The organism is Streptococcus mitis (assembly GCF_003942685.1).
GTDB lineage: Bacteria > Bacillota > Bacilli > Lactobacillales > Streptococcaceae > Streptococcus > Streptococcus mitis_CD.
Genome location: NZ_RJNR01000027.1, coordinates 1 through 14,184, shown reverse-complemented (window position 1 = coordinate 14,184; position 14,184 = coordinate 1). Strand labels below are relative to the sequence as shown.

Sequence of the window (14,184 nt, the reverse complement as noted above, 5' to 3'; positions counted from 1 at the left end):
GATTTAGGACTTTAAAAATAAAGAATTTAATTATATGATTGCTTACGAAATATTAAAAATTACTTAAGGTTGATAGGCCACTTTAGTCATCTATTGTTAAAAATTAAAAGGAGTTTGAATATTATGAAGATTCAATTTAAAAAATTATTTGGTCGCTTCGATTATACTATAGAATTAAAAAAAGACGGCTTGACTATAATTACTGGTCCTAATGGATTTGGAAAATCAACTATCTTAAATTGTATATACCAATTGTATAAAGAAGTTGATGGTATAGCTTATTTCCTTAACTTAGATTTTGAAGAAGTTATTTTTTCCATATCTGATAATAAAAAATTTAAAATTGTGAAAAACTCTGGTAAACTAGTAATAAATGATAAAACTGATAGTATTATTAATTTAAAAGAAGTTAAAAGATATTTAAATTCTTATCCTTTATATAATAACATTGATGAAAATAAGTGGATTAACAGAAGAACTTCTGAGGTAATTACTTTAGATAAAATTATTGCAGATGAATCCTTGTTAGACAGTTATTCAGAGGAGAATTTTTTTGAAAATAGGACCCCCAATCGCCCTATTAGTGCCTTGGTTAGAATGGACTTAAGAAAGTTTTCAAAGGAATTAGGAAAAGTATTCTACATAAGAGAACAAAGATTGGTAAGTGAAGAATTTGATCGTTTTGATGAATCGAGATTAAAGGATGAGATTAAAGAATTACCTAAAAAATTCAAACTTCTTTTGGCTAGGAATAGTTCAGAATATTCCTCAAAGTCTAATGAATTGGATAGTTCTTATCCTATAAGATTATTTAATAATAAAGAAGCAATTACCTCAAAAGATGAATTCAATCAGAAAATAGAATTGATGACTGAAAAATTTCAAAAATTAAATAAGTTTGATTTATCTCGTGTTCAAATTTGGAGGAATTTAGAGTTTAAAGAAGAATTTGCAAAAGCACTAAAAATATATTTTGATGACTTTGATGAGAAATATCAAATCTATGAAAATTTTGTTAATCAATTAGAGTTATTTACCGATATAATAAATGATAAATTGGAATTTAAAAAGATTGAGATTTCAAGAGAAGAGGGTATTTTTATTGAGGATATTAATGTTAAAGGAAAGAAGCTTTCCTTGTCCCAACTGTCATCCGGAGAAAAACAGGAAATTATTTTATTTTATAAGTTGATTTTTGAGACTCCTGAGAATACCTTATTATTAATTGATGAACCTGAAATATCCTTACATATTGCTTGGCAAAAGAAATTTATGGACGATTTATATAAGATAATTAAATTCAAAAACCTGAATGTGATAGTTGCCACGCACTCTCCACAAATTATTAATCATCGTTGGGAGAATCAAATTGATTTAGGAGAGTTATATGAACAAAAACTCGATTAGAAAAAATCTCAAGCGAGAGGATATAGTTTCCGAAATTAGACTTTTACGTGGTGAAGACTATGAGAAAGAAAAGACTTTTGTGATAGTAGAGGGAGACGATGATTTAAAATTTTTTAAAAATAAATTTAATTCTAATGCATATGTATTCGAATCGTTTTCAGGATGTGATGGGGTTGAAGAAATTGTTAATTATTTTCAGAGTGATAAAAGAATTATTGGGATACGAGATAAAGACTATAGCAGTTTAACTTCAGGTGAAAATAAAATTTTTTTGTATGATTATCATAGTTTAGAAATTATGTTAGCTATGAATAATGAGTCATTTGAAAGTATATGTACTGAATTTTATTGTGGAGATAAGGAAGTATTTGAGTTGAGAAATAAAGTATTTCAAAAACTAAAGTATATAAGTTGTTTTAGAGAAAAAAATTTATCTGAGGGTTGGGAACTCATTACTGAAAATATTTCTATTGATGAACTGTATAGAAAATCAAAATTAAACTGTAAAGAAGACATTATAAAAGAAATAAATAGACCGTCAAAAAATAATTACGATTCAGAGAAGCAGTCTATTGTTGAGGAACATTATCATTTCGTTACAGATTTAAAGTTAATTACAAGAGGACACGATTTTTCTGAATTATTTAAAGTGATTTGTAACACTTCTGGAATTGAAAAAAATATTAAAAGTAAAGATGTTGAGTTAGTACTGAGAACTAGTTTCACTAAAGAGTCATTTAAAAGAACTAATCTTTTTAAGAGTCTTTCAGAATATGAAAAATCGTATGGACTTAACTTTTTAGTTGGTAGAAACATATATTAAATTATGATAAGTTGTATATTTAAAATGATAATTAATTTAATAAAAAATTGTTTAATTAGTAGTTAGAAAAAGATTTTCTATTTTTTCACTTTAATAATCGTATCTTACGAATTTTTAATGTTTAACTTTAATTAGTTCAAGAAGCAAATGGTCACCGTTACATTGCTAGCCAAGTATCTGTATCTGACGCTGGTGCCCTTCGTACTTTTGCGGATAACTGGTAACAAAAAGACTACTCGGATCTTCTTGTCCTAGTTGCTGCTATCGGTGACAAAGTCAATGTTCTTGTAGAAAGCAAGACAAAAGACCTTCATGCAGGAAATCTTGTCAAAGAATTGGCACCAATCGTCGATGGACGTGGTGGTGGTAAACCAGACATGGCCATGGCAGGAGGAAGCAACCAAGCTAAAATCCAAGAATTGTTGGATGCAGTAGCAAGTAAATTGTAATTAAGTAAAGATCTATCCATTTGGGTAGGCCTTTTTGTGAATGCAAAAAGCCAAATCCGATTGGATCTGGCTTGAATATTATGAACTATTAAATAGTATTAGCTGCCCAGACACTTACCGAAGCAGCTGAGACTGGGAATTGTCCATAACCTTCCTCATCGATTGTAACTTGATCTTGATGGTTTCCAAGTAAATCTACAAAGGTTTGGTTAGCCCATTCTTGGCCGACAAACATTGATTTGCTGTTTTCTTGGTCATTGGAAATCAAGACTGCGATTGGGGATTGATTTTCAGCACCTGAACGTACCCAACCGATACAGTTAGCATCATCAAAGTAGTCATTTTGTTCTCCATAGGCCAAATCTTTTCGGATGGCTAGGAGGCGGTCAAGGACTTCTTTGAAATCTTGTTGAGCATACTGCCCTGAAATCCCATAGTAGTCTCCGTAAAAGACACATGGAAGGCCGTCTTGGCGTAATAGAATGAGTGCATAGGCTGCTGGTTTGAACCATTCTTCAACAGTAGACTCAAGAGCCTGGCCTCGTTGGGTATCGTGGTTGTCGACAAAGGTTACAGCCTTGTATGGCTTGAGTTCAACCAAGCTATCTGTGAAAATACCACGAAGGTCATAGTTTGCGCCAGCTTGACTGGCTTCAAAGAGATTTTGGTGGAGACGAACATCGACAAGGTCAAAGCGTTCTTCCGTTTTTTCAAGATAGTCCAGATTGGCTTCCTTGTCAGGATTCCAGAATTCACCAAAAACATAGAAATCCTCACCGTATTTTTCCTTCATATCACGGATAAAATTGCGCATGAAGAAAGAGTCAATGTGTTTAACGGCATCCAAGCGGAAACCAGCTACACCAGTCGTTTCCATGAACCAGTCAGCCCAGTCATAGATATTTTGGATGACTTCAGGATGTTTAAAGTCTAGGTCGGCATACATGAGGTAGTCATAGTTACCGTTTTCATTATCGACCAATTCCTCATTTGCCCAACCCTTGTTGTCCCCTTGAATCAGATAAATGCCAGACTTGCGGCGTTTGGCATCATAGTCTGTACCGGTGAAGTGGTACCAGTGCCAGTGGAAGTCATTGTAGGTATCTTGGCGACCATCGAAGGTAAAGCTAGTCCAGCCATTGATGGTGAAGGGTTCTCCAAGTTCAACTGTACGGTCTACAGGATCCACTTCAATAACTTGAAAGGCTTCCATGTGATCGGCCGCAGCCTTGTGATTGAGCACCACATCGGCCATTGGTTGGATTCCCTGTGCTTTTAGGGCTTGAATGGCTTGAAGATAGTCTTCTTTAAAACCATACTTGGTGCGGACAGTTCCTTTTTGGTTAAACTCGCCTAGGTCGAATAAGTCATATACTCCATAGCCTACATCTTTTTCATTGGTAGCCTTGAAAGCTGGTGGCATCCAGACATGGCTGATACCGAGATCAGCTAGGTGTGGAGCATCTTCAGCTAGACGCGTCCAGTGCTGGCCGTCGTGGGGCAGATACCATTCAAAGTATTGCATGAGTGTTTGATTTTGCATGATGTTTCCTCTTACTTGTCAATCTGTTCTTTATTCTATCATAAAGTATCAGTTAGCTCAAACGTTTGCGTAAAACTGAATAATAAGTTTTTGACCATTTTATATAAAATGTTGATTTTTAAAATGAAAGCGCTATAATTATAGTAAATTACATAGATAAAGAGAGGAGATTTCTCATGATTGAATTTCAAAATGTTAGTAAGTTGTATGGTGATAAAGAGGCCTTGAGCAATCTCAATCTGCAGATTGAAAATGGAGAGATTATGGGCTTGATTGGCCATAATGGGGCTGGAAAATCGACCACCATAAAGTCTCTAGTCAGTATCATTTCACCAAGTAGTGGTCGTATTTTGGTAGACGGTCAGGAGTTATCGGAAAATCGCTTGGCTATTAAACGAAAGATTGGCTATGTAGCAGACTCGCCTGACTTATTTTTGCGTTTAACAGCCAATGAATTTTGGGAATTAATCGCCTCCTCTTATGATCTGAGCAGCTCTGACTTGGAAGCTAGTTTAGCTAGGCTATTGAGTGTTTTTGATTTTGCTGAAAATCGTTATCAGGTCATTGAAACCCTCTCTCACGGAATGCGTCAGAAAGTCTTTGTCATCGGAGCACTCTTGTCTGATCCCGATATTTGGGTCTTGGACGAACCCTTGACTGGTTTGGATCCCCAGGCTGCCTTTGATTTAAAGCAGATGATGAAGGAGCATGCGCAAAAAGGCAAGACAGTTTTGTTTTCAACCCATGTGCTAGAGGTAGCTGAGCAAGTTTGTGATCGGATTGCCATTTTAAAAAAGGGGAATTTGATATATTGTGGTAGCGTAGAGGACTTGAGGAAAGACCATCCAGACCAGTCTTTGGAAAGTATCTACCTTAGCCTTGCTGGTAGAAAAGAGGAGGTTTCATATGCGTCTCAAGGTCATTAGAAAATTAGTTGATATCAATATCCTCTATTCATCTCAAGAAGCTAATCTGGCTAACCTACGAAAGAAGCAAGCTAAAAATCCTGGGAAAAAAGTAAATGTTTCCGCTAGAGTCCTAGGTTCTTACATTTTTTCCAGTCTCTTGATGCTCATCATGTTTATAAATATAGCCATTCATTTTCCTTTTGATGAAATACCTGTTTATTTTATTTTTATGGTTGCTATTTTACTAGTGATTGCCTTTTCAACTTCTTTAACTGCCTTTTACAATGTCTTTTATGAGAGTAAGGACTTGGTATCGTATAGGCCTTATGCTTTTAAAGAATCAGAGATTATAATTGCTAAAGGACTGTCTGTCCTTTTGCCAGCTCTGCCTGGAATTATACCAATCCTAGCTTATTTTCTAGTCCTCTACATTAGGCTAGCACCTTCTCTTTGGCTGGGTTTGCCTTTGATGCTAATGTCCTTGGCTCTATTATTTGTTTCTGTGGCTCTAGTGATGGTAGTGGCAGTGCATTTCTTGGCTCAAACTGCGCTTTTTAGAAAGTATCAGTCTATTTTTTCGAATGTGATGATTGGGATAGGAGTCCTCACACCTTTAATATTTGTCTTCTTTCTACAGTCGACTTCTAGAGGTATAGGTGATCAGACTAAAGAAATTCCACCTCTTCTTTATCCTATTCATCTCTTTTACAAAATAGCAGTGGAGCCTTTTTCGATAGAAGCCATCCTAGGTCTGCTCGCTTGGATAATTCTAACTCTTTTCTTGCTTTACATGACCAAAAAGAAGGTTTTGCCTCGTTTTTATGATGTGATCCTACTTAATAGTGAGGAGAAGGTCAAAAAAGAACGTCGCAGTAAGGAGGGGCTTTCAACTACTAAAAAGGGCTTTTTCCGTATGGTTTTACGCTACCACCTCACCCTTTTGGGACAGGGGACTGGCGTGATTACAGTGCTTTTTACAAGTGCTTTCCTCCCTTATCTCATGATGATCGGTCTGATTTCCAACATCCTAGATTCTCAGATAGTTCCAGACATTCATCCTCCATACTGGTTACCCTTGTTTTTTATAGGTCTCTTTCTAGCTGTTGTCAATAACAATATCACCAACCTGCATTCAATTGCCTTATCCTTGGAGAGGGAAAATGTTGATTTTCTGAAGAGTTTACCCTTTGACTTTGCTCGCTATGTGAAAGTAAAATTTTGGATTATATTTGCTGTCCAGTCCTTTTTACCAGTTCTGACTTTGCTTGGTCTTTCTCTATATCTAGGCTTGCCCATCCTTTCGATGATTTACCTTCTTGCGACATGGGTCCTTGCCAGTGTCATCCTTTCTTGCCACCATTACCTTAAGGACGTAAAAAATCTGTCAACCAATTGGAGTAGTATTACTGACCTGGTGAATCGTTCAAATGGTATAGTAGCAATAGTTTTACTCTTAATTTATAGTGCAATCCTGATGGCCCTTGTAATTGGAAGCATATTCTTGGTTCGGTCTCTCTCCCCTATCCTTGCCATCAGCTTGGGACTTGCAGCTCTTGTAGTCTTGCTTGCTCTTGCTATTTTTGGCTATCACTACTACCTGTCACGCATATTGACAGAAATAGAAAAAAGATGAGCTAGTTGTCGCTTGCTTGATAAATTCAATTCGACAAACGCTTTTATAGTTTGTTAGAATGTAGTTGTAAATGATTAAGATTGGTAATCAAAAAGTATATAGGGAGGAATGTTTTGAATAAGAAATATAACATAGTTCTATTTTTGTTGTTTATAGTTTATTTGTTTGGATATTTTTCAATTTCAAAAACGTTAATTCCTATAATGTGTCTTTTTCAAGTATTTTTGATAGAATATATATTTAGAGTTCGAAATAGAATTATGCAGATAGGTGAAATTATAATTATTGTTGCTTCTATAATATTATTTATTGATAGTATATTGAATTTGTAACAAAAGGCTTCTCTATAAAATCAAATTTTCCAGATACCTGCTGAAGCTGATTTATATCCTCATATTTCTTCTACTATATTCATTCGTCACTAAACTTGACAGACATATATTGCAGGTACAGCCTCTCTAGCTACAATCTCAAAGTTAAACTGAGGCTAGTTTTCTAGTTTGTTCTTTGATTTTCGTTGAATTTTATTTGATAAAAAGAAATGCTCCTCCAAGACGGAAGAGCATTTTTTATTTTGATTCTCACACAAATATTTCTAATTTTTTATTAGTATTAGTATACCATTTTTAAAAACGAGAGTAACAAAGCAAGGGTAGTTTCTTTTTTGAGAATTGTCACAAAATTTGATATAATTGTAGCTATGAATAAAATAAGAGTCAGCAAAAGGGTTGAAAAGAAGCTCGCTAAAGGATTAGTTTTACTAGAAGCTAGCGACCTTGAGAATGTCAATCTTAAGAATCAGGAAGTAGAAGTCCATAGTCAAGAAGGGAACTTTCTTGGGACTGCCTACCTTTCCCAACAAAACAAGGGCTTGGGCTGGTTTGTGAGCATAGACAAGGTGACCTTCAATCAAGCTTTCTTTGAAACGCTGTTTAGACAAGCTAAAGAAAAGAGAAGTGCCTACTATCAAGATGATTTGACAACCGCCTTTCGTCTCTTTAACCAAGAGGGAGATGGCTTTGGCGGTCTGACAGTGGATCTTTATGGCGACTATGCCGTCTTTTCTTGGTATAACTCTTATGTTTATCAGATTCGCAAGGTTATTTCTGAAGCCTTTAGACAGGTTTTTCCTGAGGTTTTAGGGACCTATGAGAAGATCCGCTTTAAGGGTTTGGACTATGAATCTGCCCATGTTTATGGTCAAGAAGCACCTGAATTTTTCACTGTTCTAGAAAATGGTGTCCTCTATCAAGTCTTTATGAATGATGGCTTGATGACAGGGATTTTCCTAGACCAGCATGAGGTGCGCGGTAGTCTGGTTGATGGTTTAGCTATGGGTAAATCCTTGCTCAATATGTTTTCTTATACAGCAGCCTTTTCAGTGGCTGCGGCCATGGGAGGAGCAAGTCAGACAACTTCTGTTGACCTAGCTAAACGTTCACGAGAATTGTCTCAAGCGCATTTTCAGGCAAATGGAATCAGCACAGACGACCATCGTTTTATAGTCATGGATGTCTTTGAATATTTCAAATATGCCAAACGAAAAGGCTTGACCTACGATGTGATTGTCCTAGATCCGCCTAGCTTTGCTCGGAACAAAAAACAGACCTTCTCTGTGGCCAAGGATTATCACAAGTTGATTTCCCAGAGTCTTGAGATTTTAAATCCGGGCGGTATTATTATTGCCAGTACCAATGCTGCCAATGTTTCCCGTCAGAAATTTACAGAACAAATTGATAAAGGCTTTGCAGGAAGAAGTTACCAGATTTTAAACAAATACGGTCTTCCAGCAGATTTCGCCTATAATAAAAAAGATGAAAGTAGTAATTACCTCAAGGTGATTAGTATGAAGGTTAGTAAATGAAATTAATCGTTTCAGTAATGCCAAGAAGTTTAGAGGAGGCTCAGGCTCTGGATGCCACGAGGTATCTGGATGCCGACATCATTGAATGGCGCGCCGACTATCTGCCTAAGGAAGCGATTTTGCAGGTAGCTCCAGCCATTTTTGAAAAATTCGCAGGTCGTGAGTTGGTTTTCACGCTGCGAACTCGCTCTGAAGGGGGAGAAATCGACCTTTCTCCAGAAGAATATATCCATCTAATCAAGGAAGTGGCGCAACTCTATCAACCAGACTATATTGATTTTGAGTATTACAGCTACAAGGATGTTTTTGAGGAAATGCTGGACTTCCCAAATCTCGTTTTGAGTTACCATAATTTCCAAGAAACACCTGAAAACATGATGGAAATCTTGTCAGAGTTGACGAGCCTAAATCCAAAACTTGTTAAGGTTGCGGTGATGGCTCACACGGAGCAGGATGTGCTAGACTTGATGAACTATACACGAGGCTTTAAAATCCTCAATCCTGAGCAGGAATATGTGACCATTTCTATGGGCAAGGTGGGCAAGGTCTCTCGTATCACTGCGGATGTGACAGGTTCTAGCTGGTCTTTTGCTAGTCTAGATGAGGCAAGTGCCCCAGGTCAGATTTCCTTAGCTAACATGAAAAAAATTCGGGAGATTTTGGATGAAGCTTGATGGCTATACACGTTTAGCTGCCGTTGTTGCCAATCCTATTAAGCATTCTATTTCCCCCTTTATTCACAATAGTGCCTTTGAGGCGACAGCTACCAATGGTGCTTACGTGGCTTGGGAGATTGAAGCGGGTGATTTGGCAGAAACAGTGGCCAATATTCGTCGCTACCAGATGTTTGGCATAAACCTGTCCATGCCCTATAAGGAGCAGGTGATTCCTTATTTGGATGAGCTGAGCGATGAAGCACGCTTGATTGGTGCGGTCAATACGGTTGTCAATGAGAATGGCAATTTAATTGGATATAATACAGATGGCAAGGGATTTTTTAAGAGCTTGCCTTCTTTTACAATTTCAGGTAAAAAGATGACCCTGCTGGGAGCAGGTGGTGCGGCTAAATCAATCTTGGCACAAGCTATTTTGGACGGCGTCAGTCAGATTTCGGTCTTTGTTCGTTCAGTTTCCATGGAAAAAACAAGACCTTATCTAGACAAGTTGCAGGAGCAAACAGGCTTTAAAGTGGACTTGTATGCTTTAGAAGATGTTTCGGAACTGCAAGAAAGGATTGCTGAGTCTGATTTACTGGTCAATGCGACAAGTGTAGGGATGGATGGCCAATTATCCCCAGTTCCTGAAAACATAGTTTTACCAGAAACTCTCTTGGTAGCAGATATCATTTACCAACCCTTTGAAACGCCATTTTTAAAATGGGCTAGAAGTCAGGGCAATCCAGCCGTCAATGGTCTGGGAATGTTGCTCTATCAAGCTGCAGAAGCTTTTCAACTGTGGACAGGCAAGGAAATGCCTACAGAAGAGATTTGGCAGTCTTTAACAGAAAAATACCAATAAAGAAAGGGAGATTCTCCTATGAAAATCAGAATCGATATTCCTCATCATCCTTATGATATTCAGATTGAAAAAGGTTGCCTGGCTCAGGCTGGTCAATGGTTGCGAGAACTCTGGCAACCACAAAAGGTAGTGATTGTGACAGACAACCATGTAGCTTCTCTTTATGCAGAGAAGGTCAAGCTCAGCCTAGAAGATGCTGGTTTTCAGGTAGCTGTTTTTGATTTTTTAGAAGGGGAAGAACGAAAGAATTTAACTACTGTTCAGAAAGTCTATGAATTTCTAGTTAAGCAGGGGTTGACTCGTAGCGATGGAATCGTGGCTCTCGGAGGTGGTGTCGTTGGAGACCTGGCTGGTTTCGTAGCCTCTACCTATATGCGGGGTATTCACTTTGTTCAGATTCCGACTAGTTTGACAGCTCAGGTTGATTCTTCTATCGGTGGAAAGACGGGTGTTAATACTCCATTTGCTAAAAATATGGTGGGGACCTTTGCCCAACCAGATGGGGTTCTGATTGACCCACTTGTTCTTGAAACCCTCGGAAAAAGAGAGTTGATTGAAGGAATGGGTGAAGTTATCAAGTATGGCTTGATTGAGGATCCAGAACTATGGACTCTATTGACGGAGCTGGATGGTTCTGTAGAGAGCATTCTGGAACATGCGGAGACTTTGATTGAACATTCTTGTCAGGTTAAGCGCAAGATGGTAGTTGAGGATGAGTTGGACAATGGTGTACGCCTTTACCTTAACTTTGGCCACACTATTGGTCATGCCATTGAAGCAACGGCCGGTTATGGAAAAGTCATGCATGGAGAAGCTGTGGCCATGGGCATGGTGCAGATTTCCAAGGTTGCTGAGAAAAAGGGTCTCATGCCAGCTGGCATTACCCAGTCCATCACAGAAATGTGTCAGAAATTTGGCTTGCCTGTTGACTATGAAAACTGGGATGTTGACAAGCTTTATCAGGCTTTGACTCATGATAAGAAGGCGCGTGGCAATACCTTGAAATTGGTCTTGGTGCCAGAGCTTGGTTCTGCAACCATCTACCCAGTTTCTCTGGAAGAGATGAAAGACTACTTGGTAAAATAAGGAGAGTGTATGAGATATTTAACTGCAGGAGAATCACACGGTCCCCGTCTGACGGCTATCATTGAAGGAATTCCAGCTGGACTTCCTTTGACAGCTGAGGATATCAATGGCGATCTTAAACGCCGTCAGGGTGGCTACGGCCGCGGTGGTCGTATGAAGATTGAGAGTGACCAGGTTGTCTTTACTTCGGGTGTTCGCCACGGGAAGACGACTGGAGCTCCCATTACCATGGATGTCGTCAATAAAGACCACCAAAAATGGCTGGATATCATGTCTGCGGAGGATATTGAAGACCGCCTAAAAAGCAAACGGAAAATCACTCATCCTCGGCCAGGTCATGCCGACTTGGTTGGGGGCATCAAGTACCGTTTTGATGATTTGCGTAATTCCTTGGAGCGTTCATCAGCTCGTGAAACCACCATGCGGGTGGCAGTTGGGGCAGTAGCCAAACGCCTCTTGGCTGAGCTGGATATGGAGATTGCCAACCATGTCGTTGTCTTTGGTGGCAAGAGAATCGATGTTCCTGAGAATCTCACAGTTGCAGAGATTAAGGAAAGAGCTGCCCAGTCAGAAGTTTCTATTGTCAACCAAGAAAGGGAACAGGAAATCAAGGACTATATTGACCAAATCAAGCGTGATGGAGATACCATCGGTGGGGTTGTGGAGACAGTCGTTGGAGGTGTTCCAGTTGGTCTTGGTTCCTATGTCCAATGGGATAGAAAATTGGATGCCAGACTTGCCCAAGCAGTTGTCTCTATCAATGCCTTTAAAGGGGTGGAATTTGGTCTTGGATTTGAGGCTGGTTACCGCAAAGGTAGCCAAGTTATGGATGAAATTCTCTGGTCTAAAGAAGACGGCTATACTCGCCGTACCAACAATCTAGGGGGCTTTGAAGGTGGTATGACCAATGGGCAACCTATCGTTGTTCGTGGAGTTATGAAGCCCATTCCTACTCTCTACAAACCACTTATGAGTGTGGATATCGAAACCCATGAACCCTATAAGGCAACTGTTGAGAGAAGTGATCCGACCGCTCTTCCAGCTGCAGGAGTGGTCATGGAAGCTGTTGTGGCGACGGTTCTGGCACAAGAAATCCTTGAAAAATTCTCATCAGACAATCTAGAGGAATTAAAAGAAGCGGTAGCCCAACACCGAGATTATACAAAGAACTATTAAGGAGTTCCTATGGCAAAAACAATCTATATCGCAGGTCTTGGTTTGATTGGTGCCTCTATGGCACTTGGTATCAAACGTGATCATCCAGATTATGAAATTTTAGGTTATAATCGCAGTCAAGCTTCGAGAGATATTGCTTTGAAAGAAGGCATGATTGACCGTGCAACAGATGATTTTGCCAGTTTTGCTCCTTTAGCAGATGTCATCATCCTTAGCTTGCCAATCAAACAAACCATTTCCTTTATTAAGGAATTGGCTGACTTGGACTTGAAAGAAGGTGTGATTATTTCAGATGCCGGTTCGACCAAGTCAGCCATCGTAGATGCGGCGGAGCAATATTTGGCTGGCAAGCCTGTTCGCTTTGTCGGGGCCCATCCCATGGCTGGTAGTCATAAGACAGGGGCTGCTTCTGCGGATGTTAATCTCTTTGAAAATGCCTATTATATCTTTACACCTTCGAGTCTGACAGGTCAGGACACACTTGAGGAAATGAGGGACTTGCTTTCAGGTCTTCATGCTCGTTTTATCGAAATTGATGCCAAGGAGCATGATCGTGTCACTTCTCAGATTAGCCATTTTCCTCATATTCTGGCTTCTAGTCTCATGGAGCAGACTGCGGTCTATGCTCAAGAACATGAGATGGCAAGGCGCTTTGCGGCAGGTGGTTTTCGAGATATGACTCGGATTGCGGAAAGCGAGCCAGGTATGTGGACGTCCATTCTCTTGTCCAATCGTGAGACTATTCTAGACCGCATTGAGGATTTCAAGGAACGTTTAGATGAGGTTGGTCAGGCTATCAGCAAGGGAGATGAAGAGCAGATTTGGAACTTTTTCAACCAAGCGCGTGAACAACGTCAGGCCATGGAAATCCATAAGCGTGGTGGTGTGGATAGTTCTTATGACCTCTATGTTGACGTTCCCGATGAGGAAGACGTTATTTTACGAATCTTGGAATTACTACGTGGAACTTCCTTGGTTAACATCCATATCAACGAGGAAAACCGTGAGGATATTCACGGGATCCTACAAATTTCATTTAAAAATGCTCAAGACTTGGAACGAGCCGAGCAGCTAATAACAGAAAATACCGACTACACAGTCGTTATCAAATAAGGAGAAAATCATGTCAAATATTTACGATAGTGCAAACGAACTTAGTCGCGGTCTACGCGAATTACCAGAATACAAGGCTGTCAAAGCAGCTAAAGATGCTATTTCAGCAGATGCAGAGGCAAGTAAAATCTTTACAGAATATGTTGCCTTCCAAGAGGAAATTCAAAGACTAGCCCAGACAGGTCAAATGCCAGACGCTTCCTTCCAAGCTAAAATGGAAGGCTTTGGCAAGCAGATTCAGGGGAATAGCCTCTTGTCAGAATTCTTTACCAAGCAACAACAATTGGCGATTTACCTTTCTGACATTGAAAAAATTGTTTTTGAACCAGTTTCAGAATTGCTAAAATAAGAAAATTATTTTGTTCATTATTTATAGGTGTTTTCTTAAGCGTATGATTATTATTGGTAACTACTGTATTAGTTAGAGTTATTAGCGTGGTTCGTTTAAGAATGACTGTGGGGATGAATGTCTTTACTAATAAACAAAATACAAAACAAATTAAATAGGCTATTGAAAATCATATCTATAGGACAAAACGAATTTGAATGTTTCTAACTATTATTTTCTACTTCAATTGATAAGTTAGAAATTTTTGATGAGATAATAAATATAGAAACAATTATGAAAGAGAATGAAATTTTTATTATCGATAAATAGTAGATA

12 protein-coding genes and 1 pseudogene are annotated in these 14,184 nt (G+C 38.8%); 12 read left to right on the top strand and 1 reads right to left on the bottom strand.

Annotation, left to right across the window (positions count from 1 at the left end; genetic code table 11):
- The first annotated feature begins 123 nt into the window (after positions 1–123).
- The 3 genes and pseudogenes from D8855_RS10205 to D8855_RS10195 all read left to right on the top strand — a co-directional run.
- Positions 124–1,407: an AAA family ATPase gene (locus tag D8855_RS10205; RefSeq protein WP_125417209.1), complete on the top strand. Its 1,284-nt coding sequence runs from the start codon at positions 124–126 to the stop codon at positions 1,405–1,407.
- Complete coding sequence (locus tag D8855_RS10200) at positions 1,388–2,230, top strand: hypothetical protein (RefSeq protein ID WP_125417208.1); 843 nt, start codon at positions 1,388–1,390, stop codon at positions 2,228–2,230. The genes D8855_RS10205 and D8855_RS10200 overlap by 20 nt, the downstream gene beginning before the upstream one ends.
- Positions 2,231–2,364: 134 nt before the next feature.
- Positions 2,365–2,679, top strand: a pseudogene (locus D8855_RS10195) (DHHA1 domain-containing protein); the annotation flags it as partial.
- 88 nt (positions 2,680–2,767) lie between these two features.
- On the opposite strand, the gene D8855_RS10190 reads toward D8855_RS10195, so the two are convergent.
- A complete protein-coding gene (locus tag D8855_RS10190; protein ID WP_125417207.1) occupies positions 2,768–4,222 on the bottom strand; it encodes an alpha-amylase in 1,455 nt (484 codons plus the stop codon).
- Between the two features lie 176 nt (positions 4,223–4,398).
- Between D8855_RS10190 and D8855_RS10185 the strand changes: the two genes are divergently transcribed.
- The 9 genes from D8855_RS10185 (at position 4,399) to D8855_RS10140 (ending at position 13,869) form a co-directional block, all read left to right on the top strand.
- Positions 4,399–5,148, top strand: a complete 750-nt coding sequence (locus tag D8855_RS10185; protein WP_125417206.1) for an ABC transporter ATP-binding protein — start codon at positions 4,399–4,401, stop codon at positions 5,146–5,148.
- A complete protein-coding gene (locus D8855_RS10180; protein ID WP_125417205.1) occupies positions 5,129–6,763 on the top strand; it encodes a hypothetical protein in 1,635 nt (544 codons plus the stop codon). The genes D8855_RS10185 and D8855_RS10180 overlap by 20 nt, the downstream gene beginning before the upstream one ends.
- 700 nt (positions 6,764–7,463) lie before the next feature.
- Entirely contained in the window at positions 7,464–8,627 is a 1,164-nt protein-coding gene (locus D8855_RS10170; RefSeq protein ID WP_185757590.1) for a class I SAM-dependent rRNA methyltransferase, read from the top strand.
- Positions 8,624–9,301: a type I 3-dehydroquinate dehydratase gene (gene aroD, locus D8855_RS10165; protein WP_000767764.1), complete on the top strand. Its 678-nt coding sequence runs from the start codon at positions 8,624–8,626 to the stop codon at positions 9,299–9,301. Before D8855_RS10170 ends, aroD begins: the two co-directional genes overlap by 4 nt.
- Positions 9,291–10,145, top strand: a complete 855-nt coding sequence (locus D8855_RS10160) for a shikimate dehydrogenase (protein ID WP_125417203.1) — start codon at positions 9,291–9,293, stop codon at positions 10,143–10,145. The genes aroD and D8855_RS10160 overlap by 11 nt, the downstream gene beginning before the upstream one ends.
- Positions 10,146–10,163: 18 nt before the next feature.
- Positions 10,164–11,231: a 3-dehydroquinate synthase gene (gene aroB / locus D8855_RS10155; protein WP_125417202.1), complete on the top strand. Its 1,068-nt coding sequence runs from the start codon at positions 10,164–10,166 to the stop codon at positions 11,229–11,231.
- A 9-nt stretch (positions 11,232–11,240) separates the two neighbouring features.
- A complete protein-coding gene (aroC, locus tag D8855_RS10150; protein ID WP_125417201.1) occupies positions 11,241–12,407 on the top strand; it encodes a chorismate synthase in 1,167 nt (388 codons plus the stop codon).
- 9 nt (positions 12,408–12,416) lie between these two features.
- Entirely contained in the window at positions 12,417–13,520 is a 1,104-nt protein-coding gene (locus D8855_RS10145) for a prephenate dehydrogenase (RefSeq protein ID WP_125417200.1), read from the top strand.
- A gap of 10 nt (positions 13,521–13,530) precedes the next feature.
- The gene (locus D8855_RS10140) at positions 13,531–13,869 is read left to right on the top strand and encodes a YlbF/YmcA family competence regulator (RefSeq protein ID WP_000065980.1); all 339 of its coding nucleotides are present in this window, start codon (positions 13,531–13,533) and stop codon (positions 13,867–13,869) included.
- Positions 13,870–14,184: the final 315 nt, after the last annotated feature.

What these genes read in the sequence shown, in the direction of transcription:
- D8855_RS10190 (WP_125417207.1), bottom strand. Translation starts at nt 4,222, where the DNA reads ATGCAAAATCAAACACTCATGCAATACTTTGAATGGTATCTGCCCCAC.
- D8855_RS10180 (WP_125417205.1), top strand. Translation starts at nt 5,129, where the DNA reads ATGCGTCTCAAGGTCATTAGAAAATTAGTTGATATCAATATCCTCTAT.
- D8855_RS10200 (WP_125417208.1), top strand. Translation starts at nt 1,388, where the DNA reads ATGAACAAAAACTCGATTAGAAAAAATCTCAAGCGAGAGGATATAGTT.
- D8855_RS10170 (WP_185757590.1), top strand. Translation starts at nt 7,464, where the DNA reads ATGAATAAAATAAGAGTCAGCAAAAGGGTTGAAAAGAAGCTCGCTAAA.
- D8855_RS10145 (WP_125417200.1), top strand. Translation starts at nt 12,417, where the DNA reads ATGGCAAAAACAATCTATATCGCAGGTCTTGGTTTGATTGGTGCCTCT.
- D8855_RS10205 (WP_125417209.1), top strand. Translation starts at nt 124, where the DNA reads ATGAAGATTCAATTTAAAAAATTATTTGGTCGCTTCGATTATACTATA.
- D8855_RS10140 (WP_000065980.1), top strand. Translation starts at nt 13,531, where the DNA reads ATGTCAAATATTTACGATAGTGCAAACGAACTTAGTCGCGGTCTACGC.
- aroB (WP_125417202.1), top strand. Translation starts at nt 10,164, where the DNA reads ATGAAAATCAGAATCGATATTCCTCATCATCCTTATGATATTCAGATT.
- aroD (WP_000767764.1), top strand. Translation starts at nt 8,624, where the DNA reads ATGAAATTAATCGTTTCAGTAATGCCAAGAAGTTTAGAGGAGGCTCAG.
- aroC (WP_125417201.1), top strand. Translation starts at nt 11,241, where the DNA reads ATGAGATATTTAACTGCAGGAGAATCACACGGTCCCCGTCTGACGGCT.
- D8855_RS10185 (WP_125417206.1), top strand. Translation starts at nt 4,399, where the DNA reads ATGATTGAATTTCAAAATGTTAGTAAGTTGTATGGTGATAAAGAGGCC.
- D8855_RS10160 (WP_125417203.1), top strand. Translation starts at nt 9,291, where the DNA reads ATGAAGCTTGATGGCTATACACGTTTAGCTGCCGTTGTTGCCAATCCT.